This window comes from Bacillus sp. FSL W8-0183, from assembly GCF_038006825.1.
GTDB classification, from domain to species: Bacteria; Bacillota; Bacilli; order Bacillales; family Bacillaceae; genus Bacillus; species Bacillus altitudinis.
Genome location: NZ_JBBOVY010000001.1, coordinates 1982547 through 2006791, shown reverse-complemented (window position 1 = coordinate 2006791; position 24245 = coordinate 1982547). Strand labels below are relative to the sequence as shown.

At 41.5% G+C, this 24245-nt stretch carries 21 protein-coding genes and 1 pseudogene; 17 read left to right on the top strand and 5 right to left on the bottom strand.

The features are described 5' to 3' along the window. Window positions 1-17: 17 nt before the first annotated feature. The 3 genes from cysI to NSQ64_RS10500 form a co-directional block, all read right to left on the bottom strand. The gene (gene cysI, locus NSQ64_RS10510; RefSeq protein WP_096881494.1) at window positions 18-1736 is read right to left on the bottom strand and encodes an assimilatory sulfite reductase (NADPH) hemoprotein subunit; all 1719 of its coding nucleotides are present in this window, start codon (window positions 1734-1736) and stop codon (window positions 18-20) included. Window positions 1737-1769: 33 nt separating this feature from the next. Beyond that, the gene (locus NSQ64_RS10505; RefSeq protein ID WP_268383484.1) at window positions 1770-3581 is read right to left on the bottom strand and encodes an assimilatory sulfite reductase (NADPH) flavoprotein subunit; all 1812 of its coding nucleotides are present in this window, start codon (window positions 3579-3581) and stop codon (window positions 1770-1772) included. Between the two features lie 213 nt (window positions 3582-3794). Then, the gene (locus NSQ64_RS10500; protein ID WP_135008810.1) at window positions 3795-5222 is read right to left on the bottom strand and encodes an aldehyde dehydrogenase family protein; all 1428 of its coding nucleotides are present in this window, start codon (window positions 5220-5222) and stop codon (window positions 3795-3797) included. A 212-nt stretch (window positions 5223-5434) separates the two neighbouring features. On the opposite strand from NSQ64_RS10500, the gene NSQ64_RS10495 reads away from it, so the two are divergent. Genes NSQ64_RS10495 through NSQ64_RS10485 form a run of 3 tightly spaced genes read left to right on the top strand, consistent with a single transcriptional unit; the run spans window position 5435 to window position 7067 of the window. Beyond that, on the top strand, window positions 5435-5860 hold the full coding sequence (locus NSQ64_RS10495) for a DMT family transporter (protein ID WP_168948762.1): 426 nt from the start codon (window positions 5435-5437) through the stop codon (window positions 5858-5860). A gap of 13 nt (window positions 5861-5873) precedes the next feature. After that, the gene (locus NSQ64_RS10490; RefSeq protein ID WP_041092782.1) at window positions 5874-6560 is read left to right on the top strand and encodes a Crp/Fnr family transcriptional regulator; all 687 of its coding nucleotides are present in this window, start codon (window positions 5874-5876) and stop codon (window positions 6558-6560) included. A 21-nt stretch (window positions 6561-6581) separates the two neighbouring features. Continuing rightward, window positions 6582-7067, top strand: a complete 486-nt coding sequence (locus tag NSQ64_RS10485) for a DMT family transporter (protein WP_024718278.1) — start codon at window positions 6582-6584, stop codon at window positions 7065-7067. A 12-nt stretch (window positions 7068-7079) separates the two neighbouring features. Here NSQ64_RS10485 and NSQ64_RS10480 read toward each other — a convergent pair whose 3' ends face one another. Continuing rightward, window positions 7080-8486, bottom strand: a complete 1407-nt coding sequence (locus tag NSQ64_RS10480; RefSeq protein WP_144680445.1) for a phospholipase D-like domain-containing protein — start codon at window positions 8484-8486, stop codon at window positions 7080-7082. A 161-nt stretch (window positions 8487-8647) separates the two neighbouring features. On the opposite strand from NSQ64_RS10480, the gene NSQ64_RS10475 reads away from it, so the two are divergent. The 5 genes from NSQ64_RS10475 (at window position 8648) to NSQ64_RS10455 (ending at window position 13243) form a co-directional block, all read left to right on the top strand. Next, window positions 8648-9424, top strand: coding sequence for a MurR/RpiR family transcriptional regulator (locus NSQ64_RS10475; protein WP_007499235.1), 777 nt, complete (start codon window positions 8648-8650; stop codon window positions 9422-9424). 130 nt (window positions 9425-9554) lie between these two features. Beyond that, window positions 9555-10469, top strand: coding sequence for a 1-phosphofructokinase (gene pfkB / locus NSQ64_RS10470; RefSeq protein ID WP_025207450.1), 915 nt, complete (start codon window positions 9555-9557; stop codon window positions 10467-10469). Window positions 10470-10481: 12 nt separating this feature from the next. Continuing rightward, the gene (locus NSQ64_RS10465; protein WP_341016371.1) at window positions 10482-11897 is read left to right on the top strand and encodes a PTS fructose transporter subunit IIC; all 1416 of its coding nucleotides are present in this window, start codon (window positions 10482-10484) and stop codon (window positions 11895-11897) included. 15 nt (window positions 11898-11912) lie between these two features. Continuing rightward, on the top strand, window positions 11913-12371 hold the full coding sequence (locus tag NSQ64_RS10460; RefSeq protein WP_024718282.1) for a PTS sugar transporter subunit IIA: 459 nt from the start codon (window positions 11913-11915) through the stop codon (window positions 12369-12371). 2 nt (window positions 12372-12373) lie between these two features. After that, the gene (locus NSQ64_RS10455) at window positions 12374-13243 is read left to right on the top strand and encodes a class II fructose-bisphosphate aldolase (protein WP_025207447.1); all 870 of its coding nucleotides are present in this window, start codon (window positions 12374-12376) and stop codon (window positions 13241-13243) included. Window positions 13244-13286: 43 nt separating this feature from the next. On the opposite strand, the pseudogene NSQ64_RS10450 reads toward NSQ64_RS10455, so the two are convergent. Next, window positions 13287-14808: pseudogene (locus NSQ64_RS10450) on the bottom strand (MDR family MFS transporter); the annotation flags it as partial. Window positions 14809-14927: 119 nt separating this feature from the next. On the opposite strand from NSQ64_RS10450, the gene NSQ64_RS10445 reads away from it, so the two are divergent. The 9 genes from NSQ64_RS10445 to NSQ64_RS10405 all read left to right on the top strand — a co-directional run bounded on the left by NSQ64_RS10445 (window position 14928) and on the right by NSQ64_RS10405 (window position 24067). Beyond that, window positions 14928-15398, top strand: coding sequence for a MarR family winged helix-turn-helix transcriptional regulator (locus NSQ64_RS10445; protein ID WP_079919853.1), 471 nt, complete (start codon window positions 14928-14930; stop codon window positions 15396-15398). Between the two features lie 168 nt (window positions 15399-15566). After that, window positions 15567-17162 (top strand): T7SS effector LXG polymorphic toxin, encoded by a 1596-nt coding sequence (locus NSQ64_RS10440; RefSeq protein ID WP_341018294.1) that lies wholly within the window; start codon window positions 15567-15569, stop codon window positions 17160-17162. 14 nt (window positions 17163-17176) lie between these two features. Next, entirely contained in the window at window positions 17177-17632 is a 456-nt protein-coding gene (locus NSQ64_RS10435; protein WP_341016368.1) for a hypothetical protein, read from the top strand. Window positions 17633-17792: 160 nt separating this feature from the next. Further along, window positions 17793-18092, top strand: coding sequence for a contact-dependent growth inhibition system immunity protein (locus NSQ64_RS10430; RefSeq protein ID WP_268382091.1), 300 nt, complete (start codon window positions 17793-17795; stop codon window positions 18090-18092). 398 nt (window positions 18093-18490) lie between these two features. Beyond that, window positions 18491-20563, top strand: a complete 2073-nt coding sequence (locus NSQ64_RS10425; RefSeq protein WP_268382098.1) for a BglG family transcription antiterminator — start codon at window positions 18491-18493, stop codon at window positions 20561-20563. 15 nt (window positions 20564-20578) lie between these two features. Continuing rightward, window positions 20579-20845: a PTS sugar transporter subunit IIB gene (locus tag NSQ64_RS10420; RefSeq protein WP_017359544.1), complete on the top strand. Its 267-nt coding sequence runs from the start codon at window positions 20579-20581 to the stop codon at window positions 20843-20845. Window positions 20846-20870: 25 nt separating this feature from the next. After that, window positions 20871-22133 carry a PTS ascorbate transporter subunit IIC gene (locus NSQ64_RS10415; RefSeq protein WP_268382090.1) on the top strand — a complete coding sequence of 421 codons (1263 nt, stop codon included), beginning with the start codon at window positions 20871-20873 and terminating at the stop codon, window positions 22131-22133. A 17-nt stretch (window positions 22134-22150) separates the two neighbouring features. Further along, complete coding sequence (gene alsE, locus NSQ64_RS10410; RefSeq protein WP_341016364.1) at window positions 22151-22843, top strand: D-allulose 6-phosphate 3-epimerase; 693 nt, start codon at window positions 22151-22153, stop codon at window positions 22841-22843. A gap of 183 nt (window positions 22844-23026) precedes the next feature. Then, a complete protein-coding gene (locus tag NSQ64_RS10405; RefSeq protein ID WP_024719056.1) occupies window positions 23027-24067 on the top strand; it encodes a LacI family DNA-binding transcriptional regulator in 1041 nt (346 codons plus the stop codon). The last annotated feature ends 178 nt before the right edge of the window (window positions 24068-24245 follow it).

Sequence of the window (24245 nt, the reverse complement as noted above, 5' to 3'; positions counted from 1 at the left end):
ATGGTTCCTGTCTTTTTTTATTGCACATGAAAATTCGTTCCATCTGTTGTCTCTTTCACAATCCCTGCCCGAATGACAAAATCGCCGAAATGTTCATTTTCTTCTCGTTCTTTTGCGTAGCGGGGGAGAAGAGAGCCAAGTTCTTTTAGAATGTCTTCCTCACCCACATTTTCACGGTATAATTTACTTAATCTGCTGCCATCAAATGCGGCACCGAGATACATATTATACTTACCAGGTGATTTTCCGATAAATCCAATCTCTCCAAGCGCATGACGAGCACAACCATTTGGACAACCAGTCATTCGAATGGTGATTTCTTTATCACTTAATCCGTTTTCTTCAACGATGTCTTCGATTTTATCAATCAATCGTGGAAGGTAGCGCTCTGCTTCAGCCATCGCTAAACCGCATGTTGGCAAAGATACACAAGCCATTGAGCTGCGGCGCAGGGCAGAGTGCTGCTGGCCGTCTGATAAACCAAACTTCTGAATGAGCTGTTCGATTTGTTTCTTTTTATGAGTTGTCACATTCCCAATGATTAAATTCTGATTGGCGGTTAAACGGAAGTCACCTGTATGAACTTTGGCGATTTCGCGGATGCCTGTCATCAGCGGATAATCATCATAATCTGTGATGCGTCCGCCTTCTACAAACATCGTATAATGCCATCTGCCATTAATGCCTTTTACCCAGCCATAACGGTCACCGTTATGATCAAAGTGATAATCCTTTGCCTCTAAAAGAGTAAACCCAAGACGGCGCTCAAGCTCTTCTTTTACATTCTCAAGACCAAGGCGGTCCACCGTATATTTAAAGCGGGCATTTTTTCGCACAGAACGGTTTCCGTAGTCACGTTGAATGGTGATGACTTGTTTGGCAATTTCTACGACCTGTTCAGGTGTACAAAAGCCGATGACCTTTGCAAGCTGCGGATAAGTCGCTGTATCACCATGCGTCATACCCATTCCGCCGCCAATTGCGACATTAAAACCGACCAGTTGATCGTTTTCGATAATGGCAATAAAGCCTAAATCCTGCGAAAAGACATCAATATCGTTAGCAGGAGGGACCGCCACGCCAATCTTAAATTTTCTTGGTAAATAAAGCGGACCATACATCGGTTCAACTTCCGTATCTGGCGTTGCCGCAACCTTTTCCTCATCAAGCCAAATTTCGTGATAAGCTCTTGTTTGCGGGAGCAGGTCATCACTTAATTTTTTCGCCAGCTCGTATACATCATGGTGCACTTCAGATTGATAAGGATTTGATGTACACATGACATTCCGGTTCACGTCGCCGCAAGCAGCAATTGTATCAAGCATAGTAGAATGAATGTCTTGAATGGTTTTTTTCATATTCCATTTTAAAATACCGTGAAGCTGAAAGGTTTCACGAGTAGTCAGCTTTAACGTACCGTTTCCGTATTTGTGAGCAAGCTCATCCATCACAAGCCACTGCTTAGATGTGGCGATTCCGCCAGGCAGACGGACACGCAGCATAAATTGATAGGCAGGCTCAAGCTTTTGTTTTTGTCGTTCATTTCTCAGGTCACGATCATCTTGTAAGTAGCTGCCGTGATGCTTCATCAGACGGTTGTCATCATCCGGAATTCCCGCTGAAATCGGATCAAGCATCACTTCTTTTAACGTACCCCGTAAATAATCACTTTTTTCTTTGATTTCCTCTACGTCGCTCGGAGGTCCATCCGGCGCTGTTAATGCTGTCTTCACCATGTAAGTAAAAGCTCCTTTCTTTCAAGCATCAAATCAATAAACGTCACGCTGATAGCGTTTTTGCTGCTGTAAGTTGGCAAGATAGCTTTCTGCTTTTTCTTTGCTCATCGCACCTTCTTCTTGAATAATGGATAGAAGGGTATTGTGAACATCATGTGCCATATGCTTTTCATCTCCGCAAATATACACGTAAGCACCTTGCTCAAGCCATTCATATAATTCTTTGCTTTGTTTCTTCATTTGGTGCTGGACATACACTTTTTCCTCAGTATCTCTTGAAAAAGCCACGTCCATTTTCGTTAAGACGCCGTCCTTTAACCACTTTTGCCATTCCGTTTGGTATAAGAAATCCGTCACAAAATGCTGATCACCGAAGAATAACCATGACTTTCCGTTTGCACCCAGTTCCTCACGTTCCTGCATAAATGAACGGAAAGGGGCGATGCCTGTGCCTGGTCCTACCATAATGATCGGTGCATCTGGATCTTGAGGAAGCTTAAAGTTTTGGTTGTGCTGAATATAAACAGGTAACGTATCACCTGGCTGCAGGCGCTCTGCACATAGAATCGAACAGACACCTTGGCGTTCTCTGCCGTGCGCATCATATCTGACAGCCCCTATCGTCAAATGAACCTCTTCGTCATTTGCTTTGAGACTGCTTGCAATGGAATAAAGGCGTGCAGGGATTTTTCTTAAAATGGACGTGAAATCTGCGGCGGTTCCTTCAAAAGGACCGAAATCACGAGCCGCATCTACTAGGTCCCGACCTGCGATATATTCTTTCAGTTTTTCTTCGTTTCCTTCTTCTAAAAGGGTATGCAAGGATTCGCTTTTTGTCAGTTCAGCGATCTTTTGAAGAAGTGGTTTTGTTAAAACCGTGATCTCAAAATGCGAGGTGAGTGCTTCTTTTAAAGGAAGAGTGTCTCCATTTTTATGAACGGTGACGGATTCTTCTGCATTCCACCCGCATGTTTGAATCAGTTCGTCGACAAGCTCAGGATCATTTGTCGGATAAATGCCAAGGCTGTCACCTGGCTCATACACGAGACCTGAACCTTCAAGCGAAAGCTCTAAGTGACGTGTTTCTTTATTAGATCCACGCCCATTTAAGTTGATATTTTCAAGAACTTCAGCATAAAAAGGATTCGTTCTTGAATATTCAGAAACGGCTTGATTGTTGGCTCCCGCTGTTTCTTGCGGCAGTGATGCAGCTTCACCTTCACTCAAAGAAGAGGCAACACCTTGAAGCCATTCTGAAAACGGCTCATCATAATCAAGGTCACAATCCACTCGGTCAAACAGGCGAGTACCGCCAAGCTCTTCAAAGCGTTCGTCAAATTCTTTTCCTGTCTGACAGAAGAATTCGTATGAGCTGTCACCTAATGAAAGGACAGAAAAGCTTAAATGATCGAGCTTTGGCGCACGTCTGCCGTGAACATATTCATGGAACGAAAGGGCATTATCCGGCGGATCTCCTTCGCCATGTGTGCTGACAATGACCAGTAAATTGTTTATTTTTTTCAGATTATTCGGTTTAAAATCGGACATAGAAGAGAGCGTCACTTGAAAGCCTTTCTCTTCAAGATGCTGGGCTGTCTTTTTTGCTAACCCTTCGGAATTGCCTGTTTGCGACCCATAAAGCACGGTCACATCTTTGCTCACAGGCTGGGCAGATGCTGCGGCAGAAGGCGCCGGAGTGACAGCTTCTGAGCCGGCAAGCGCTGCCTGCGCTGATAAATAACCAGTAAGCCAAATTTTTTGCTGATCTGTTAAAGTCGGAAGCAGCTGATTGAGTAACTCTGCCTGCTCCTGGCTAAACGGACTGTTCAATACATGAAGTTGCAACAATATCCACCTCACAAGGAATATAAACATAGATTAATTCGATAGGAATTATATATATAGGTTCAATTTGAACTTTACCGAAAGTTTGCCATTAAGTAAAATATATAATATTGATTGTCATGATTAAGATTTCTAATGACAAAACACGGATGAATAGGGGAGAGGGCACAAAAAAAGGAAAACGGATCACCGTTTTCCTCTTTTTCGCCTGACTTACGCCGTTGGAAGTCCCATCACAGCTTTCACTTCTAAATATTCTTCGATACCGAAGTCTCCCCATTCTCTTCCGATACCTGATTGCTTAAAACCGCCAAATGGAGCAAAGTAATCTGTTTCAGCATTGTTAATGGTGATTTGGCCGGCACGAATATGTTCAGCGACATATTTTAATGTTTTTTCATCTTGACCAACAACATACCCGGCAAGACCATACACTGTATCGTTGGCGATCTCAAGGGCATGATCGAGGTCTTGATACGTGATCACACTCATGACTGGCCCAAAGATTTCTTCTTGCGCAATGGTCATATCATTTTTCACATTGGTGAAAATGGTATGCTTGGCGAAATATCCTTTATCGATTCCGTCTGGCTTTCCAGTTCCCCCAGCAAGAAGGGTAGCACCTTCTTCGATTCCTTTTTCAATATAAGATTGCACCGTATCCCACTGTTTTTTAGAAACAAGCGGGCCAGTAGCGTGATCTTCTCTCGGATCACCAACTGTAAACTTTGGCAGGGCGTTCAGCAGCGCTTTTTCAAACTTGTCTTTCATTGATTCTGGAATTAGCACACGTGTAGCTGCAGAACACACTTGACCTGTATTCATCGCAATATGATGAATGGCTGTTTCTGCTGCTTCGTCCACATCTGCATCGTCTAAGACGATAAGAGGGGATTTTCCGCCAAGCTCAAGTGCTACTTTCTTCACATTATCCGCTGCGTTTTCCATAATTTTAGAGCCGACGGCACCTGATCCTGTAAATGAAACGAAGTCAATATCAGGATGTGAGCTAATGCCGTCACCAATCACGTCACCCGTTCCGTTTACTAAGTTGAAGACTCCTTTCGGTACACCTGCTTCATCAATAATGTCTGCAAGAATCATCGCAGCAAAAGGGGTAATTTCCGCTGGTTTTAAGACAACTGTTGAGCCTGCCGCAATGGCACCCGCAATTTTAAGAGATGTCTGATTCGTCGGGAAGTTCCACGGTGTAATCAATCCACTGACACCAATCGCCTCTTTTATAATCGTATGTCCACCGCGGTCTTCGGTAAATGTATAAGATTTCAGTGCTTCCGCTGCTTTAGAAAAATGTTCATAACCCATTTTGTAATGAACTTCTTCGGACACTTTCAGCGGTGCACCAAGCTCTTTTGTCATCACTTCTACAAGTTCATCCTTGCGTTTTTCGTACCCGCGCACAATGTTTTCCAGCATTTCTACTCGTTCATTTCGAGATGTTTTTGAGAAAGAAGGGAAGGCGGCTCGAGCTGCTTTGACAGCTTGATCTAAATCTTCTTTCGTTCCTAAACTAATGGTGCCAATGACTTCCTCTGTCGCAGGGTTAATGACCTCCGTCGTTTCGTTTCCTGTTGATGCGACCCATTCTCCATTAATAAAGTGTTTCTCTTGATTTCTCATTCTGACATGTCTCCTTTTTATATGTGATTCAATCCAATATTCTGTTTTCAGCTCATATAAAACTGTACCCACTGTGAAAAATCTAAAACGGAGAAACTGCATGAGAAAAAGTTTCTGATATAATACGCAAAGTGGGACATATGTCCTTTTCAACATGAGGGCATCTATCATTTAATGAAACTAGACTGAAAAAAGAAGGAGCTTTTGAACGAATGAAAGGTGTTATTTTTGCATTATTAGGAGGCGCTTGTATTACACTGCAAGGCGTAGCCAACGCCAGAATTAGTCAAGATATCGGGACGTGGCAGGCGGCAACGATCACGCAGCTGACAGGGTTTATCATCTCTCTCGCCATTTTACTCATCGTACGGGATGGCCACTTTAAGGAATACAAAAAAGTGCAGCCGCTTTATTTAATTGGAGGTGCATTTGCAGCCATTATTATTTTTAATGAGGTCACTGCCATTCAAATCATTGGTGTAACACTCACCATCGCTGCTTTACTTATCGCACAGCTTGCGTTTACCTTTGCCATCGATGCAAAAGGATGGTTTGGTGTTCAGAAGAAAAAAATGAAATGGCCCCATTATGCAGGCATCTTTTTAATGATTGCAGGCGTCATCATCTTAAAACTATAAAGGAGGGCATCAGATGGAGGAGCTGCATGATGAATCTCTTTTTTCCTCTTATATGAAGACGCATCAGTTACAGAATGTCTTTCATCAAAAACTCATCTCACATGTGAGCTTGTGGCGCTATCAGCAAGGTGAGCTGATTTGTTCAAAAGGGGATAAAAGGGAGTATATGTACTTGCTGGTGAAAGGAAAATTAAAGATTTTCACCACCACAAAGGAAGGAAAAACATTTATTCTTTGCTTTAAAAACCCTCTTGAAGCGATTGGAGATATTGAATACGTTCAGCAGACAGATATGGTCAATACAGTTGAAGCCGTTACAGAAGTACATATGCTCAGGATTTCTCATCAAGCCCTTATGCGGCATGCAAAGGACGATCCTCGAGTTTTAACCTTTTTGCTCAAGGGCATCACAAACAAATTTTATACAAAATCAAATGATTTAAGCTTCCACCTTTTATACCCTGTAGAGGTCAGGCTTGCAAGCTATTTATTGTCTGTTTTAACAGGTGATGATGACGCGCACGCACGCACGCTTCGCCTCACGGATGCAGCGAGCTTAATTGGAACAAGCTACCGCCATATTAACCGGGTCATTCAGCAGTTCCAAGAAAAAGGGCTGATTGAAAGGCGAAGAGGAAAGATTACGATTTGTGATCAAAAAGGGCTTTTAGAAATAGCAGAACACAACATTTATGAATAGAAGAAACGAAGGGACTTTTATATGATCATAGGAATAATATTAGCTGTCACTGCTGGGGCACTTGTCAGCTTACAAACCATTTTTAATAGTAAAGTCAATGAGCATACAGGCTCTTGGTCAACAACGACGCTAGTTCTAGGAATGGGCTTTATCGCTTCACTTCTGATGGGTCTTTTGTTAGAAGGAACCGGCATGTTTCAATTAAGGCATATGGAAGCCTGGTACTGGATAAGTGGAGCCATCGGGGTAGGCGTTGTCATCTGTCTTGTTCAGAGCATCAAACGTCTCGGTCCCACTTATGGAATCTCGATTGTTCTCACCTCCCAGCTAGGTTGTGCGCTTCTATTTGATTCGCTTGGCTGGCTTGGGTTAGAAAAAGTAACATTTTCTTTTACAAAATTATTAGGTGTACTTGTCATTGTGGCAGGAATCCTCGTATTTAAGTTAACCAAGCTTGAACCAGTAGAAGAGGAGCAGTCAAGAGAAAAAGGGCTGCCACAAAAGTAGCTGCCCTTTTATTTAAATCAACCGCCGCCATAAAACCGTTATGGTAGATAAACCAGTTAAAAGGAGCCTTTTCATGAAAGGCTTTTTTTTCTGTCCATAGTCGCTTGCTTTATATTCTGTTCGATCTTTCGCTACGAGAACACTATAAGCGATTTTTCGTTCGATTGCTTCCGTAAGAGATAACGCAAATGGTGCACTATCAATCACCAAAATCGATTCAGTATTTAAAAAGCTGGATCTTGCATCTAGATTATATGTTCCAATAATACTTAAGTTATCATCAATGACCATTGATTTCGCGTGAATTGAATACGGACCTTGATACTCATACAAATGAACACCTGTTTTCATGAGTTCCTTTTTCGTGCTTAAATATCCTGCAAATGCTAAAGGGTTTGGTGTCGCTGTAAGAGAATTCGTCACGATCGTCGTTTGAATATCACTTGGTAATGGCGTGAGTCCGTCTTTCATTGGCCGTGTCGGTATGACATAAGGCGTCTGGATAAGAACCGAACGCTTTGACCGCTGTGCGAGATCGTTTAACTTTTTCAAGACGAGCGGACGTTTATTTAAGCGTTCCACTGGATTTGTGAAAAATGCAATCTGCTTTGCACGAATGGCGTCTTTTGCCCAATCATATGTGGACATGACAAAGGGTTCTTTTGTACGAATGGCTTCCTGATAAGATCGAAGCAGCTGTTTTCTTAGCTTTTTTCCTTTTTTCGCTTTTGCCTTGGAAAATACATCTTTCGTTCTTTTCGTAAAATCATGATTCCACAAATAAACGAAATACTGTTCCATTTCATCTAATACTTTTCCTTTTTTGGCGTTGTACAGCAGCACATCTCGGTCATACGCAAAGTCTTTCGGCGGCTGATCTGCAAAGTATTTATCACCAATATTTCTGCCGCCCATGACAGCGACCCTGCCATCTGCCAAAAGAAGCTTATCGTGAAGGCGGTTATGCCACGTCCATGGCTTGAACAAACGAAAAGGCTCATAAAAACGAATGGCCATATTCGGATGATTCGCCACAGCATAACGCAAATGCTTTAGCGGTCCACGCAGGCTATGGCAAATGCCATCTAACAACAGCTGAACTTTTACTCCTCGATCAGCCGCTTCAATTAAAGCACCAAGCACCCATTCGGCGGTTTTTCCTTTTTGAATGGAATAATAACTCAAACGAATGTTCTTTTCAGCCTCTCGAATCATTTGAACTCTCACTTGACCTGATTCAAATCCGTCATCAAGCAGCATGACTTGATTTATGCCTTGGTCGTCTCCTGAGATAGAAGAGGCTTTATAGATGCAATGTTCTTTACATGTTTTTTGAAACGGTAAATAAAACAAGACAAATGCGGTCAAAAATACATACACCACATATAAAAGGATCAGAAAAAACAAGAATTGAAGCACAGTGATCAACTCCTTTCACACAAACCGTTCTTTTTCTTAGTTTATGTTAAAAACAAAATTTCACTCATCCAGCTTTTCCAATGAAAAATACAGGATAAAAGAATCACCTTGTTTTCATAGGGCATTTAATTATAGTATGAAATGAGTAAGGGGGAATCGCATTGAATGAACCATTATTTAATATACCAAGTGATGTGTATCAAACGTTAAGTGAAACAGAACGTTATTTACTGCATTATATTCACCAGCATTTAGAGGATATCTCCACCTTATCCATCGTCACATTAAGTGAAAGAGCCAACGTGTCGACGGCGACCATTGTCAGACTGATGAAGAAAATCGGATACAACGGCTATACATCCTTTAAATATCGATTGAAACAAGAAAAGAAAATGACAGATGATAGTGATCAACTAAAAAATATTGACGAAGACATCAAACTAGCCATTCGAAAAAATGAAGAAGAGGTCTTAAAGACGATTCAACTGCAAAGTATTGGGCAAATTGAGGATGCGGTTCAAAAGATCCATGATGCGGACAAAATTTATATTTTTGGCAGAGGCTTTTCAGAGATGATCGCTAAAGAGATGACCATCAAATTGCAGCTCATCGGAAAAACATGCGAGGTACATGACGACCCGAATATCATTCGGCTCAAATCGCGTGACATTGATAAAAACGAACTTGCCATCTTTGTTTCATTAAATGGAGAAACGTCGGAACTAGTGGAAGCCTGCCAAAACCTCAGTATGAAGCAGGTCACGACCATTACGGTCACAACTAGAATTGATTCTACATTAAGTAAAATATCAGATATGACACTCGTCGGATATAAAGGGGAACAATCATTCTTCCCAGATTATGAAGTCAGGTCCCGCCTGTCGCTTCATGTCATTGCCCGCATTTTACTAGACGCCTATGTGATTCGGATGAAATAAACACTCAAAAAGCCTTCCACACTTTATGATGGGAGGCTTTTCACCGTGAAAACCTTTACACAATCTGAAAACATTTTCACTGAATCGTATGAGATACTTTCTTTAGAGAAAAGAAAGAAGGTGAAACCAATTGATTTATACCTGCACCTTAAATCCTGCTATTGACCTATATATTGCATTAAAAGAAATGCGGGCAGATACAGTCAACCGCACGGAAGATGAGGATTATCAGCCGAATGGAAAAGGTGTTAATGTGTCCATTATGCTAAAGAAATATGGCTTCACCAGCACTGCATTAGGATTTATTGCTGGGTTTTCAGGTTCATATATTGAACAATCGTTAAAAGATCTCTCCATTCAAACCGATTTTATCCCAGTGGATGGGATTACACGCATTAATGTATTTATTAACACAACGGAAGAATACAAGCTTGTGAATCAAGGACCTGCTATTGAGGCAAAAGCGCTTGATGCCTTTCGCGAAAAAATCTCGACCATTCCAAAAGGCAGCATCTTCATTATGTCAGGCAGTCTGCCTAAAGGCGTTCCTGCTAGCATTTTCTCAGAGATAGCCGCTATTTGTCATCAAAACAACGTGAAATTTATTTTAGACACAAGCTCTAAAGCGGTTTTAGAAACACTTCAATACAAACCATATTTACTAAAACCAAATGAAGAAGAGATTGCCGCATTTTTTGGGAAAACCCACCGTTTATCAGAAACAGAACTCGTTGAATCAGGACGAAAGCTGATCGAGATGGGTGCAGAGCAAGTACTCATTTCCCGAGGAGGAGAAGGTGCACTATTCCTTACAAACGAAGCCGTATTAAAAGGAAATGCACCAATAGGAACGGTCGTAAACACGGCTTGTTCTGGTGATGCCATGCTCGCTGCATTCCTAAGTAAACAGCTGGAAGGACAACCTCATGAAGAATGCTTACGATACGGCATTGCAACAGGGGCATCTACCGCCTTTTCAAAAGGGTTAAGTGATTTACATGACATTGATTCATTAATTGAGCAAATACACATTCAGAACATATAAGGGGGAGTTCACATGAGCCGCAAGAAAATTGTCGCTGCCACTGGCTGTCCAACAGGCATTGCGCACACATTTATGGCAGCTGAGGCATTAAAAATCGCAGCTGAGCAATTAGGGGTCGACATCAAAGTTGAAACGCATGGTCAAGTAGGAATTGAAAACGCTTTAACGGATCAAGACATTTTGGAGGCCGATGGGGTCATTGTCGCTGCTGACAAAGATGTGAATACAGATCGCTTTCACGGCAAACCACTCATTGAAGTGCCTGTAGCAAAGGGGATTCGCACACCAAATGAACTGATTCAGGGCATTATCAATGGAGAAGCCCCCGTTCATCAAGTGAAAGGAAGAGCTTCTGGAACAGAAAAACCATCTGCGCCTTCATCAGCTCAACAAAAGTCAGCGAATAAGTGGATACACACCATCTACAAACATTTAATGAACGGTGTATCACACATGCTTCCATTTGTTGTTGGGGGCGGTGTCTTAATTGCTTTATCTTTTCTATTCGGTATTTACTCTGCTGATCCTCAGCATGAAACGTATCATCCGTTCGCTGCCTACTTGAAAAGCATTGGCGGGCTCGGCTTTAGCTTAATGGTACCTATTTTAGCAGCATTTATCGCTGATTCAATCGCCAAACGACCAGGGATGGTTGTCGGATTTATCGGCGGCTTGCTTGCAAACGATGGAGGCGCTGGATTCTTAGGTGGTATTATCGCAGGTTTTGCAGCAGGGTATATCATCGTACTTCTTCAATTCCTGCTTCAAAAATTACCAGCATCACTTGACGGATTAAAATCAATTTTCATCTATCCTGTCATTGGTATTTTCTTAATTGGGGCTGTCATGACCCCGCTATTAGTTCCAATCACAGGGCTAAATAATTCATTAATGGATTTTCTCTCATCAGTTCAATCCACAAATCCATTGCTTTTAGGTTTAATTGTTGGAGCCATGTGTGGATTTGATATGGGAGGACCTTTTAACAAAGCAGCCTATGTCACAGGAACGGCTTTACTCGCAGAAGGTAACCTTTACTTCATGGCAGGGGTGTCAGCAGCATGTATCACACCGCCGCTTATCATTGCGATTGCCACAACGATTTTCCGAAAACATTTTACACCACAAGAACGAAATGCTGGGATGATCAACTATATTCTCGGAGCGACTCATATTACCGAAGGAGCCATTCCATTTGCAGCAAAAAACCCAGTCGTTGTCCTGCCAATTATCATGTTTGGTTCCGCCATCTCTGCTATATTGACTTATCTGTTTGGCGTACAGGTTCCAGCTCCGCATGGCGGATTCCTTGTCCTTCCAGTCGTCACAGGCGCATTCCAGTGGGTACTATCCATACTCATCGGATCACTTGTAGGTGCGATTCTATACGGACTTTACCGCAAGAAAATAGACAAACCCGCAGTTTAATAGGGAGGAAGAGAAATGATGGAACATATTTATATGAATCTACATGAAACAGCTTCTTCACAGGCTGGCGTTTTCGCAGCCATAGCTGACATTGCCTCTAAAGCAGGGATTTGTACATCTCCTGAGGCTGTCAAAAAAGGACTAGCTGAAAGAGAAGCTCTGAGTACAACCGGCTTTCAAGATGGATTTGCCATTCCGCATACACAGTCAGACGCCATTCAAGTACCGGCACTCGTCATCGTCCGTACAGAAACCGGAATCGAATGGGACGCTTTTGATGGAAAGCCTTGCTTTTTCTTCTTATCCTTACTCATTCCAAAAAGTGAAGCAGGAACCACTCACTTACAAGCACTTTCTGCTCTTTCACGCGGATTAATGGATGAAACGAAACGACAAAAACTGCTCGAAACAAGAACAAATGAAGAAATGCTCGCTGTATTAAAAACAGATATTTTGACGAGAGAGGATGTTTGACCATGCCTTTACTTTCCACAACACCTATGCTTGAAGCAGCAAAAAAAGAAAAATACGGAATTGTCGCATTCAATGTACATTCCTTTGATAGTATTTACTGGGTACTCGAAACGGCAGCTGAATTAAAATCACCTGTCATTTTGCAAACAACGGTTGGCACGGTCCAATCGCTTGGCGCAAAAGCCATTGCAGATACAGTAAAGGCGGCAGCTGATCAATACCAAATACCAATCGGCCTTCATCTCGATCATTGTACTGATTTTGATGTGATTCTTACTTGTATACGAGCGGGATATACATCCGTGATGATCGATGCTTCCATGCATTCATATGAAGAAAATGTACGCCGCACAAAAGAAGTGGTGGACCTTGCCTTAAAAGTAGGTGTGAATGTAGAAGCCGAGTTAGGCAAGGTAGGCGGGGTAGAAGATGATATTGTCGTGGATGAAAAGGATGCTCAAAAAGCCATTCCATCAGAATGCCGTCAATTTGTAGAAGAAACTAGTGTACCTACTTTAGCACCTGCGATCGGCACGGCACACGGCATTTATAAAGGGGTGCCGGATATCGACTTTGACCGCATTGAACAAATTGCAGCGCTTGTCGATGTTCCGCTTGTCCTTCATGGTGGTTCAGCTGTACCAGATGAGGATGTCAAAAGATGTGTCGCACTCGGTATGGCAAAGGTCAATGTGTCCACTGAACTGAAAAATGCATACTCTGAAGCGATTCGTGATCATTTCTCAAACGAACCTGAAAGCTTAGATCCGCGTATGTATTTACAAAAAGCAAAACAAGCAGCCAAAGACATGGTCACATCTAAAATAAAGATCGTTGGCAGTGAAGGAAAAGCCCAACTTTTATATCAATAAGATGAAAAAAAGCAGAGCCGCATCGCTCTGCTTTTTTCACATTATTCGCTTTCTTTCATTTCATTTGATGTACGTACTCGTGCATTTCCCATAAATACGACCGTAATCGCCGCAAGTGCAATCGGGAATAAAGCAATCATAAATACATACGTAATACTTTGTGACATCGCATCAATCACTTTATTTAAAATATCAGGCGGAATTTGTGAGCGTGCCCCCTCTTGGAAAATGGCTTGTGGATCACCAACTTGAGAAGAAGCTCCTTTCATTCCGCTAAAAGCATCTGCTAAACGATTTGTCAGGACATTGGTTTGAATCGTTCCAAAAATCGTCACGCCTAAAGTCATCCCAAGTGATCTCATGAACGAATTGGTAGAATTAGCACTGCCGCGGTAGCGCGGAGAGAGATCATTCATTGAAGCAGATGGCAGAAGGGAGAAGCTAAATCCAACGCCAAAACCTGAAATCATCATAAAGAGCGTAAGCCACAATCTTGCTGTATCAGGCGACATATTGGCAAGCAGCAGCATCCCAACAAAAAATGAAATCACAGAGATGGTCATTAATCGTCTAAAAGGTACTTTCGTCTGCATCGTTCCGCCAATCATACTGCCAATCACGGACCCAATCATCATCGGTGTTAAAATGAACCCGGCACTTGTTGCAGATTCACCGTACACTGCCTGGACGAAGATAGGAATAAAGACAGCTAGAATAATAAACGTCCCGCCATATAAAAACGCCAAAATTTGAGATGTCGCAAACAGACGATTTTTAAACATCCAAAATGAAATAATCGGTTCTTCTGCCTTACGTTCAACAATGAAGAAGATGGTGCCAAAGACAACAAACACAGCAAATAGTGTCAAGATTTGAACAGAATCCCATGCATACGATTTGCCGCCAAGCTCAAGAGCGAACATTAAACTGACAACCGCAACGACAAGTGTAATGGCACCTGACCAGTCAATTTTCTGCTTACGATGCTCGAGCGATTCTTGATAAAATTTGGCGATCAAGAACACACTGACAATACCGATTGGTACGTTAATATAAAACACCCAATGCCAGCCGATCGAATCCGTAATAATTGCTCCTAACAGCGGTCCTAATACACTGGATAGACCAAAAACTGCACCAAACATACCGGACATTTTCCCGCGCTTTTCTGGCGGGAAGATATCAAAGATAATCGTGAAAGCGATCGGAAGAAGAGCACCGCCTCCAAGTCCTTGAATCGCACGGTAAATAATAAGCTGATCCATCGTTTGTGCGATGCCGCACAGCGCAGATCCAATTAAAAAGAAAATAAGTCCAAACAGAAAAAAACGCTTTCGACCATACATATCTGAAAGCTTTCCATAAATCGGCATACCGGCCATCACTGCCACCATATAAGAAGCAGTCACCCAAGCAAATTTATCAAAACTGCCCAAATCGGCGACGATGCTTCCCATTGCTGTTGCGACAATGGTGTTGTCCATCGCTGCCATAAAAATCCCTAACAGCAAACCGATGACAACAAAGCGAGTGGATGCCTTGCCTTTATGATCCACGTTATTCATTTCATTTACCTCCTGCTTACGTTCTCTTCACTTTTTTGCTATGATCAAGTTAATTATAAAGTAAGAGAACATTTATCTTGATGATCAAGATAAATTGATTTTAAAGGGAGGAGAACAAGTTGTCAACAAAGAACGAGGCAGAAGATCGAGCGGACCAGATCATTCATACGATGAGACGCCTTGCTACACGAACAGTCCTATTTCACCAAGCAGCCGCTCAATCGCTCGGCCTTTTCCCAACAGATCTCAAATCAGCAGATTTGTTAAACGAACTTGGACCACTCACAGCAGGTGAATTAAGTGAAAAAACCGGTCTTAGCTCAGGTGCGGTCACCGCTCTCATTGACCGGTTAGAAAAAGCAGGCTACGTCAAAAGGGAGAAGGACCCAAAAGACAAGCGAAGGGTCATCATTGTTCCACTAACAGCGGGGAAATCACAAGTGAAGGAACTCTTTCAATCTTTATCGGCATCAACTAAACAGCTCACAAACGAATACAAACGAGAAGATTTAGACTTGATCATTCAATTTATTAACGAAGCAGCAGATATTATGGACCAAGAGCTACAATTGCTTAAGTCTAAGTCTTAAGAGAGCACAATGTTAAGGGAGTGCTTTTCTTTGAAAAATAAAATAGTGAGGATATGCTTCTGATCATTTACATATTAAGTACTGTTTTTGTATCTATATTCCTATTTAATGACAAACTTCGTGTTGGTAAAATTGACCTCGTCAATGAATAGGAAGGAGTGAATTCTTCTGGGCAAGATACTTGATGCAAAAGCACTAACCAGTGCCATGGATACAAGGGCAAAACACTATCAGGATCTCCGCGAACAAATGATAGATTTAAAAAAGGCACTTCAAGGTGTTGCCAATCTCGGTGACGACTTCACTGGAAAAGGTGCCGATAATATTAAAAGCTTCTACAAAGAACTCGCCGGAAATGTGGACATGTTTATTAGCTTCATTGATAAACAAAAAGCCTTTCATGAAGGTGTTTCTGGGACACTTGATGATACAAATTTTGGCGGCGACACCTTTGTAGAAGAACACTTTTTAGACAACGCTGTACATATGGGAATCAAGAATGCCAAAAGCATCGTGAAGGATCAAAAAAAGGCACTCAAAACGATTTTTCAAGATATTGATGACCTCATTTCTCTGGAGGTATTTGATAGTAAAACTTTTGACGAAAAGATTGCAGATGCGGAAGATGAACGGAAGAAAACGGTTAAAGATTTAATAGAACTTGATCAAAATCTAAAAGATGAATATGCTTTGTCAGAGACTGAGGAGAAGGCTACAATGGCATTGTACGCAGAAATGATCAATGCCACAAATGACGGAAAATCCATTTCGCCTATGAATTTTGACAAGAAAGCGTATCAAAATAGCGAAATCTACAAGGCAAAAAGCGATATTGAGAAGCAAACTTCTGAATATCTAAAAATCAAAAAAGATCAAGAAGAAGCCCGCAAGATCGCAAAGGAACAAGAAGCGCTCGCCAACCGTCCGTGGTATGAAAAAGCTCTTGATTACGGAGGAAATATCGTCAATGAACTGACAGGCGTGAACGATGCAAAACGTGCCGCAACAGGCGTTGATCCCATCACAGGTGAAGAACTCACCGCAGGCCAGCGAGTCGCCGCAGGCGGCATGGCAGCAGCAGGCTACATCCCAATCGTCGGCTGGGCAGGCCGCATTTTCAAAGGCGGAAAAGCCGTCTATAAAACGACTCAAGCCACATCAGCCGCAGTTAGGGCAGTCGACATCTACAAGACGTCCCAAAAGTCCTTTGATGCCTTAAAAACATCACAAAAAGGCTTATACGGTCTTACTGCGACCAACGGCTTCAGTGAAGCGATTACGGGTCGAGATATGTTTGGAAATAAAGTCTCGAAAGAACAACAGGAAGCGAGTATGAATGCGGCTTTGGGGATGCTTTTGCCATTTGGGGCAAAAGGGTTTCGTGGGAAGATAGGGTTAAGTTCTCAAAGTCCAGAAGGATTTAATCGAAAAAGGGCTTTGCGACACGCTAAGGATTTAGGGGGGATACCTAGATCTCAACAACCTACTCGTCAATGGCAAGTAGGAGATAATGTTTTTAAGAAAGGGCAAGAACATCGTAATTATGAGTACAGTTCTAACCATACTCACCATGGTCGGTACTATGAATTTGATACCCCAAAAGGAAAAAGAGTTATAGTACAACATACTAATGATGGAAAATTACACACTCATGCAGGGAAACCAAAAGAGGGTGCCGATCCATTTAATTATGATTTTAAAAAAGAAAGATATTCAAATATATATGGACCAAATGGTGATCACCATATCTATTATAATGAATAACGAGGAATGAAAAAATGGTATATAAAAATGAAAAAATACAGAAAAAAATTGCTTTGATGAATGCTAAAAAGAAAATACAACAATTAGCATATATTGAGGTAATTGATTTTGAAGATGATGTTTCTCAATGGCTAAAATTATGTGAAACAGTATTAAAACAATTTCGTCAAATAGATTCAACACCTTCCAAAATATTAACAAATACAGACAAAGACTCGATTATGACTTGGTTAAAAAATTCATTAGATTTTCTCAAAGAGAAAAAAGAATGGTTTATTTTAATTGAAAATGACCCTTTTCCTGTTTGGGCAAATGTAAAAGCTTTAGATTTCGATAAGGCAATTGAAGAAATTTGGCTATTTTCAGAGAATCATAGCATCATTGTAGCAGATAAAATAACAGGTAAAATTGCTCAAATATTTTCAGAAGAAAAACACTTTGAACTTCATATTGGAAACTGCGCAATTTAATTGTAAGCAAGATTAATTGATCAAAGAGCAGAGCCACAACCTGAAAGCTCTCGTTTGACATTAATTAGGTTAGCAAACACCACTACATTGTTTTCTATGAGATGAAGGTTTTTAAACTCGACTATTTAAACTGATAATTTTAATTATGATAGGTGATTCAATGAATGAGAGCTCTAGTTATTTAAAAAAGTTAGAAGATTTTTTAGGTGGGACATTTCATCAGGATATTGATTCACCAGAGGAAGCGTTAGATGAGTTTATCCATGAAGCTAGCAAAGAATGTCTGCAGTCTACTATAAAGGATTGTCAGGGTTTTTCGAATAGTCCTTTAACAATACAGGAAAAAGAAAGCTTTATCGAAAATAATGCAGAAATCTACTTTCCGGCGATCTCATTAAATCCTCTACAGTGGTTTGATAAAGTAATAGAGGAAATGAAAGAAGCAGTGAAAATGAAGTAACAAAATGAATCTTGATTGTCTTTATGCCTTTTAAGGTTTTTGTGTTTGTTGCGCTTCAAACCGAATAAAACCGAAACAAAGGCTATTGGCCCTGTGATTAATGTCCGTTTTATGCAGTATATATGGGTGAATCAAGAACGCGAAAGGCATTGAGAAATATTAAAATATAGGCATTCAAAAAGATTTACCAGGACATTTATGACCTCATTCCTTTCATAATAAAAGAAGACAAAGAACTCTTTGGATATAAGTTTAAAAGCACACTCATACGGGTGTGCTTTTTTGACGAAAAAACAGCACCCAAAAGCTGCACAACATTTACTGAAAACATTTGGACTTCTTTGACGCATGCGAGTTGATTAGACTTATAACCAAAGGGAAGAAGGGAGGAATTCCAACTGCACTTAACCAAGAGGGGCACGACTTTATTATCGATGCTGCTTCACACGACCACTTATCTATCAATTGAAGATTTACAGAATCGACTGAATGTCTCTACTCGAACGGTCTACGCTGAAATTAAACGAATGAATAGTTGGCTGGAAACCCATCAGCTTAGTGGCGTCCAGCGAAAAGATCAACGAGGCTACTATTTAAATCCACACGAGAAAGAAGTCATTATCGAAAAAGCTGACACTGTTCTTGTCGGTCATGACTATGAACCATGTGTAAAAGAAAGACGTGCCATCTTGCTCCTTTCCATCGCATGCAGTGAGAAGCATCTAAAAATTGATGATTTTATGGAGATGACGAAGGTAAGCCGCAATACACTGCTTGAAGATATGAAACAACTAAAAGAAGCACTTTCAAAACAGCAGCTTACACTTCATTACCAGGCGGCCAGTGGCTATTTAATTTCAGGAGAAGAAAGAACAATTCGGTTGGCGCTGAAACCTTATATTCATTTCATTCGCAACATGATAAAAAATGAAAAAACATTTCCATCGGTTTGGTTAAAGGGTCCTATCTCATATAAGAGAATACATGCTCTCCTTCAACAGTCCGAACAAGATCTAAAGCTTGAGTTTGCAGATGACATGCTGGATCAGCTGTCTATAGATCTCTTTTTCTACTTTAAACGGATGAAGCTTGGACGTGCTGTACACATTTCAACAGAAGAAAAACGGACACTGCAGGAAACAGATGAATGCTTGGCTGCTATTCGTTTCATGGCGCAAATTCAAAAAGAAACCAGTCTTTTGGTTCATGATGATGAAATCTATTTTCTTAGTACGCTATGGCTCAGTGCCAAAAAACAAAAACTTCCAACAAGTCAAAAACCAGAAGAACATCTCATTCGAACCATTGCGAGACAAATGATCATTGACTTTCAGCGTTATGCGTGTATTTCCTTCCAGGAAGTAGAAGTCTTGGAACAAAACTTAACCATGCATTTAATTCCGGCCTATTATAGGCTCATCTATCACATTGATATCATCAATGAATTAACAGATTCCATGAAACATGCACAGCCAGAGGTGTTTGACATCACGCAAAAGGTTGCTTGTCATTTAGAGAAGGCGGCCTGTTCAAAGATGAGCGATCATGAAATTGCCTATGTGGCGATGCATTTTGGCGGCTGGATGAGAAGAGAAGGGATTTCGTCGATTGCGAAACGTTCTGTTTACATTGTCTGCGGAGAAGGAATTGGCACCAGTCACATGCTGAAAACGCAGCTTCTTGAATTAATCGGCTACATCGACATACGCGGACTGTTATCAAAACGTTCATATGAAGAATTAACATCCATTGATGCCGACTTTGTTGTGTCAACGACACCTATTTCGTTTAAAGGAAAACCTGTTCATCTCGTTCACCCTATTCTCACTGCTTATGAGAAAAAAGCATTGCTTCAATATGGAGAAGGCTCAGAACCTAAGCTTGATGAGAAACATGTGAATGCTTTATTCAACATCATTCAGCAGCATACCATCGTTCAAAATGAAAAAGCATTGCTTCATGACTTGAAGGAGCTGCTTCATCCCACATATGTATCACACCAGAAAGGGTGGAAACCAGTGTTAAACGATTTATTAACAGAAGAAACCATTCAGCTCCAGCAAACAGCAGACACATGGCAGGAGGCGATTACAAAAGCAGCGCAGCCTTTAATTGATCAACAAGCGATTCAGGAAAGTTATGTGAAAGCGATGATCCAGTCTGTTCATCAAAATGGCCCTTATATTGTGATTGCGCCACAAGTGGCGATTCCGCATGCAAGACCAGAGGATGGCGTGAACAAATTAAGCATGTCACTTATGTCATGTCAGCAGCCCGTTTCCTTTTCAAAGGATGGAAAAAAGCAAGTTCGGCTCATCATTGTATTAGCTGCCATTGACAGTATGACCCACCTGAAAGCACTAAAACAGCTGACGATGCTGTTAAGTGAAGAAAAACGGGTGAGACAATTGATTGAAGCAGAGGAATTAGCGGCCATTCAACAACTAATCAATCGATTTTCACAAGTATAAAGGAGGAAAAAGAGAATGAAAAAAATTCTTGTTGTATGCGGAAACGGTTTAGGAAGCAGCTTTATTGTTGAAATGAATGTCAAAAAGGCATTAGAAGAATTAGGACTTTTAGCGGAAGTGGATCACACCGATCTCAGTACAAGCAAAAATGAACAAGCAGACCTCTATATCGGCGCAACAGACATTATCGATCAGCTGGATGACGGCACAAGAAAGGTCGCTGGATTAAATAACTTGTTAGACCAGGAAGCCATTAAAGACGTCCTTCGCAAACACATATAAGCCACGAAAAAGGGGGATTCACATCATGATAGAACTGATCATGAACGATATATTGGGCACACCTGCAATTCTCATCGGTTTGTTTGCACTAGCTGGTTTACTTTTGCAGAAAAAGTCAGCTGCCGATACTGTATCAGGCACCTTAAAAACAACAATGGGTTTTTTAATATTAGGAGCGGGCGCCACAGTCGTATCTGATTCACTTGGGGTTTTCAGGAAGATGTTTGAAGCAGCGTTTCACATTCAAGGGGTTGTCCCAAATACAGATGCCATGGCGGCCATTGCCCAAAAGGAATTCGGTACACAGACAGCGCTCATTATGATTTTTGGTATGGTGGTCAATTTGCTTTTGGCAAAATTCACACCCTTTAAATACGTCTTTTTAACTGGGCATCATACGCTATATATGGCGGCTATGCTTGCAGTCGTTCTGTCAACAGCCGGCATGCAAGGAACGCTGCTGATCATCACTGGTTCAATCGTATTAGGTGCAGCGATGGTCATTGCTCCCGCAATCCTTCAGCCGTTTACAAGGAAAGTCACTGGAAGTGATGATCTGGCGCTCGGTCATTTCAGTACGTTCGGCTATTTTACAGCGGGAATGATCGGCAAATGGGTCGGGCGCCCAGAGAAATCAACGGAAACCATTCAAGTGCCTAAATCACTCGGTTTTCTAAGAGATACATCGGTGGCCATCTCCATTACGATGGCTTTGCTTTTCTTTGCGATTGCACCGTTTGCGGGAATTTCATATATAGAAAACATTAGTGGTGGTACGAACTTTGCTGTCTTCATTCTCATTCAGGCCATTACCTTTGCTGCTGGGGTGTACATTATTTTAGCAGGTGTACGGATGGCAATCGGGGAAATTGTGCCTGCTTTCAAAGGGATTGCCGATCGTTTCGTCAAAGGGGCAAAGCCGGCACTTGATGCGCCAACTGTTTTCCCATTTGCTCCAAATGCGGTGATCATCGGTTTTTTATGCAGTTTTGCAGGTGGCATCGTGTCTATTTTCCTTCTTCCTTTGTTTGGTTTAACTGTCATTGTTCCTGGACTTGTGCCACACTTTTTCTGCGGTGCGACAGCGGGCGTATATGGCAATGCAACAGGGGGAGTGAGAGGTGCAGTCGCCGGTTCCTTTGTAAATGGAATACTCCTTTCATTTTTACCAGCTTGTTTACTTCCTGTGTTAGGCACTCTTGGCTTTGAAGGGACAACATTTGGCGATACAGACTTCGGTATCATCGGAATCTTGATTGGATTGATCAAATTTATATTTCATCTTTAAAAAGGAGGCATTTCAGGATGACAGCTATTTTCTCACCTTCATTGATGTGCATGGATTTAACGCACTTCCGTGAACAAATTCAGCTTCTGAACACAAGGGCAGATCGTTACCATGTCGACGTCATGGATGGTCATTATGTAAAAAATATGACCTTATCACCCTTTTTCATTGAACAACTTCGGAAACTGACAGACGTTCCGATTGATGTTCATCTAATGGCCGAACAGCCTCAGGAATTTTTAATTGATGCATGTATTGATGCAGGCGCAACGATGATTTGTTTACATCCAGAAGTGGTGCAAAAAGACGTTTTTCGAATCATTCGGCATATCCACGAAAGAAAGTGTGAGGTCGGCTTTGTTCTCAATCCCGCCACACCAGTTGCAACATTAGATGCTTTTATTCATTTAATAGACCGGGTGACGATCATGACAATTGATCCAGGGTTTGCGGGTCAGCCTTTTATCAAAGAAATGCTTCCGAAAATGAAAGAGGTGAAAGAAATCAAAGAGAAGGGGGGATACTCATTTTCAATTGAGGTAGACGGCTCTTGCAATGAAAGCACGTTCAGGTTGCTTGCTGAGGCAGGAAATGAAATTTACATCATCGGTACCTCAGGTTTATTTGGACTTCACGAAGAATTAGATAAAGCATGGGAAATAATGAAGCAATTGTTCGCAAAAGAAACAGCCACAATGAAATCACCTTAGTAAAAAGGAGGATGAAGCCCATCCTCTTTTTTACGCAATTTTACTAAACAAACTATCTCCTTATCAAAACATACTCAAAAACTTCATAAAAGCACAAATTTATAATTGAAAGCGCTTTATTTATGTGTTATTCTTCAAATATCTTTAGTAAACATTTAGTCAAAAATGATGAGGAGTTTGCCTATGACTACACTCAAAGATATTGCTCATGATGCAAAAGTATCCGTCTCTACTGTATCCCGTGTGTTAAATGGCGATCAAACGCTTGCCGTTTCACACGCAACAAGACAAAACATCCTCGACATAGCCAAGAAATTAAACTATACCCCAGTCAGAGCAAGAAAAGCCGATCAAGCAGAAGTAAAAAGCCCACCCGCATCCCCAGTCATCGGTGTCGTTGTCGCCCAATCCATTGACGAAGAATTAAATGATCCTTTTTTTTCATCGATTCGAAAAGGAATTGAAAAAGAATATGCCAAACAAGGTCTGTCTACTCTCCATACCTTTCGCCTAAGAAACATGGACAAAGGGGCGATACTAAAGGATATTGACGGTTTGATCGTCATTGGACGAATCAGCCCTGATACGGTTGAAAAGATGACAAACCGAATGGAACATATCGTTTTTATCAATCATTATGCGGATGAAGATTTGTATGATTGTGTACATGTGGATTTTGTCAGGGCGGCAGATCGTGCCATTCGTCATCTGCAATCTCTCGGCTATACACATCTAGGCTATATTGGCGGGAAAGAGAGGGAGCATTATTTCGAAGGAAATGCTGTGATTGAGGACGAAAGACAAACAACTTTTATCAAAAGAATGCAAGAAGCGGGAACTCTTCATATGAATGACATCCACATAGGCGAATATTCGATGCAAGAAGGCTACTCGCTTATGCAAAAAGCCATTCAGAAAGGAAAGCTTCCAGAAGCCTTTTTTATCGGAAGTGACTCTATGGCAATAGGCGCTATGCGAGCGCTACATGAAGCCGGTCTTCGTGTACCTCAAGATGTCTCAATCGTGGGGTTTAATGATATCGAAGCCGCTTCCTTTTCAAGCCCGCCGCTCACAACGGTTAAAGTATATACAGAAGAAATGGGGGAAGTAGGTCTAAAGCTTTTGCTTGAGCGGATAGAAGGAAGAAAGCTGCCTCTAAAAGTCGTCGTGCCAACAAAACTCATGCAAAGAGGCAGCACATGCCCAATCCATGAAAGGGGGTGAATGAGCATTTCAGCAAACAAAAAAGAGACAAAAAAGCAGGAAGGGAGCTGCTGAGCATGATGGCCAGATCATGCTGAAAACAACGCAGTTTACCCAATTGCTCTCTTATCTCTTTGAAAAGAATAGAATTCCAGTATAATGGACTTCTTTTGTTTCCGCAACTGCATGAATTCTACCA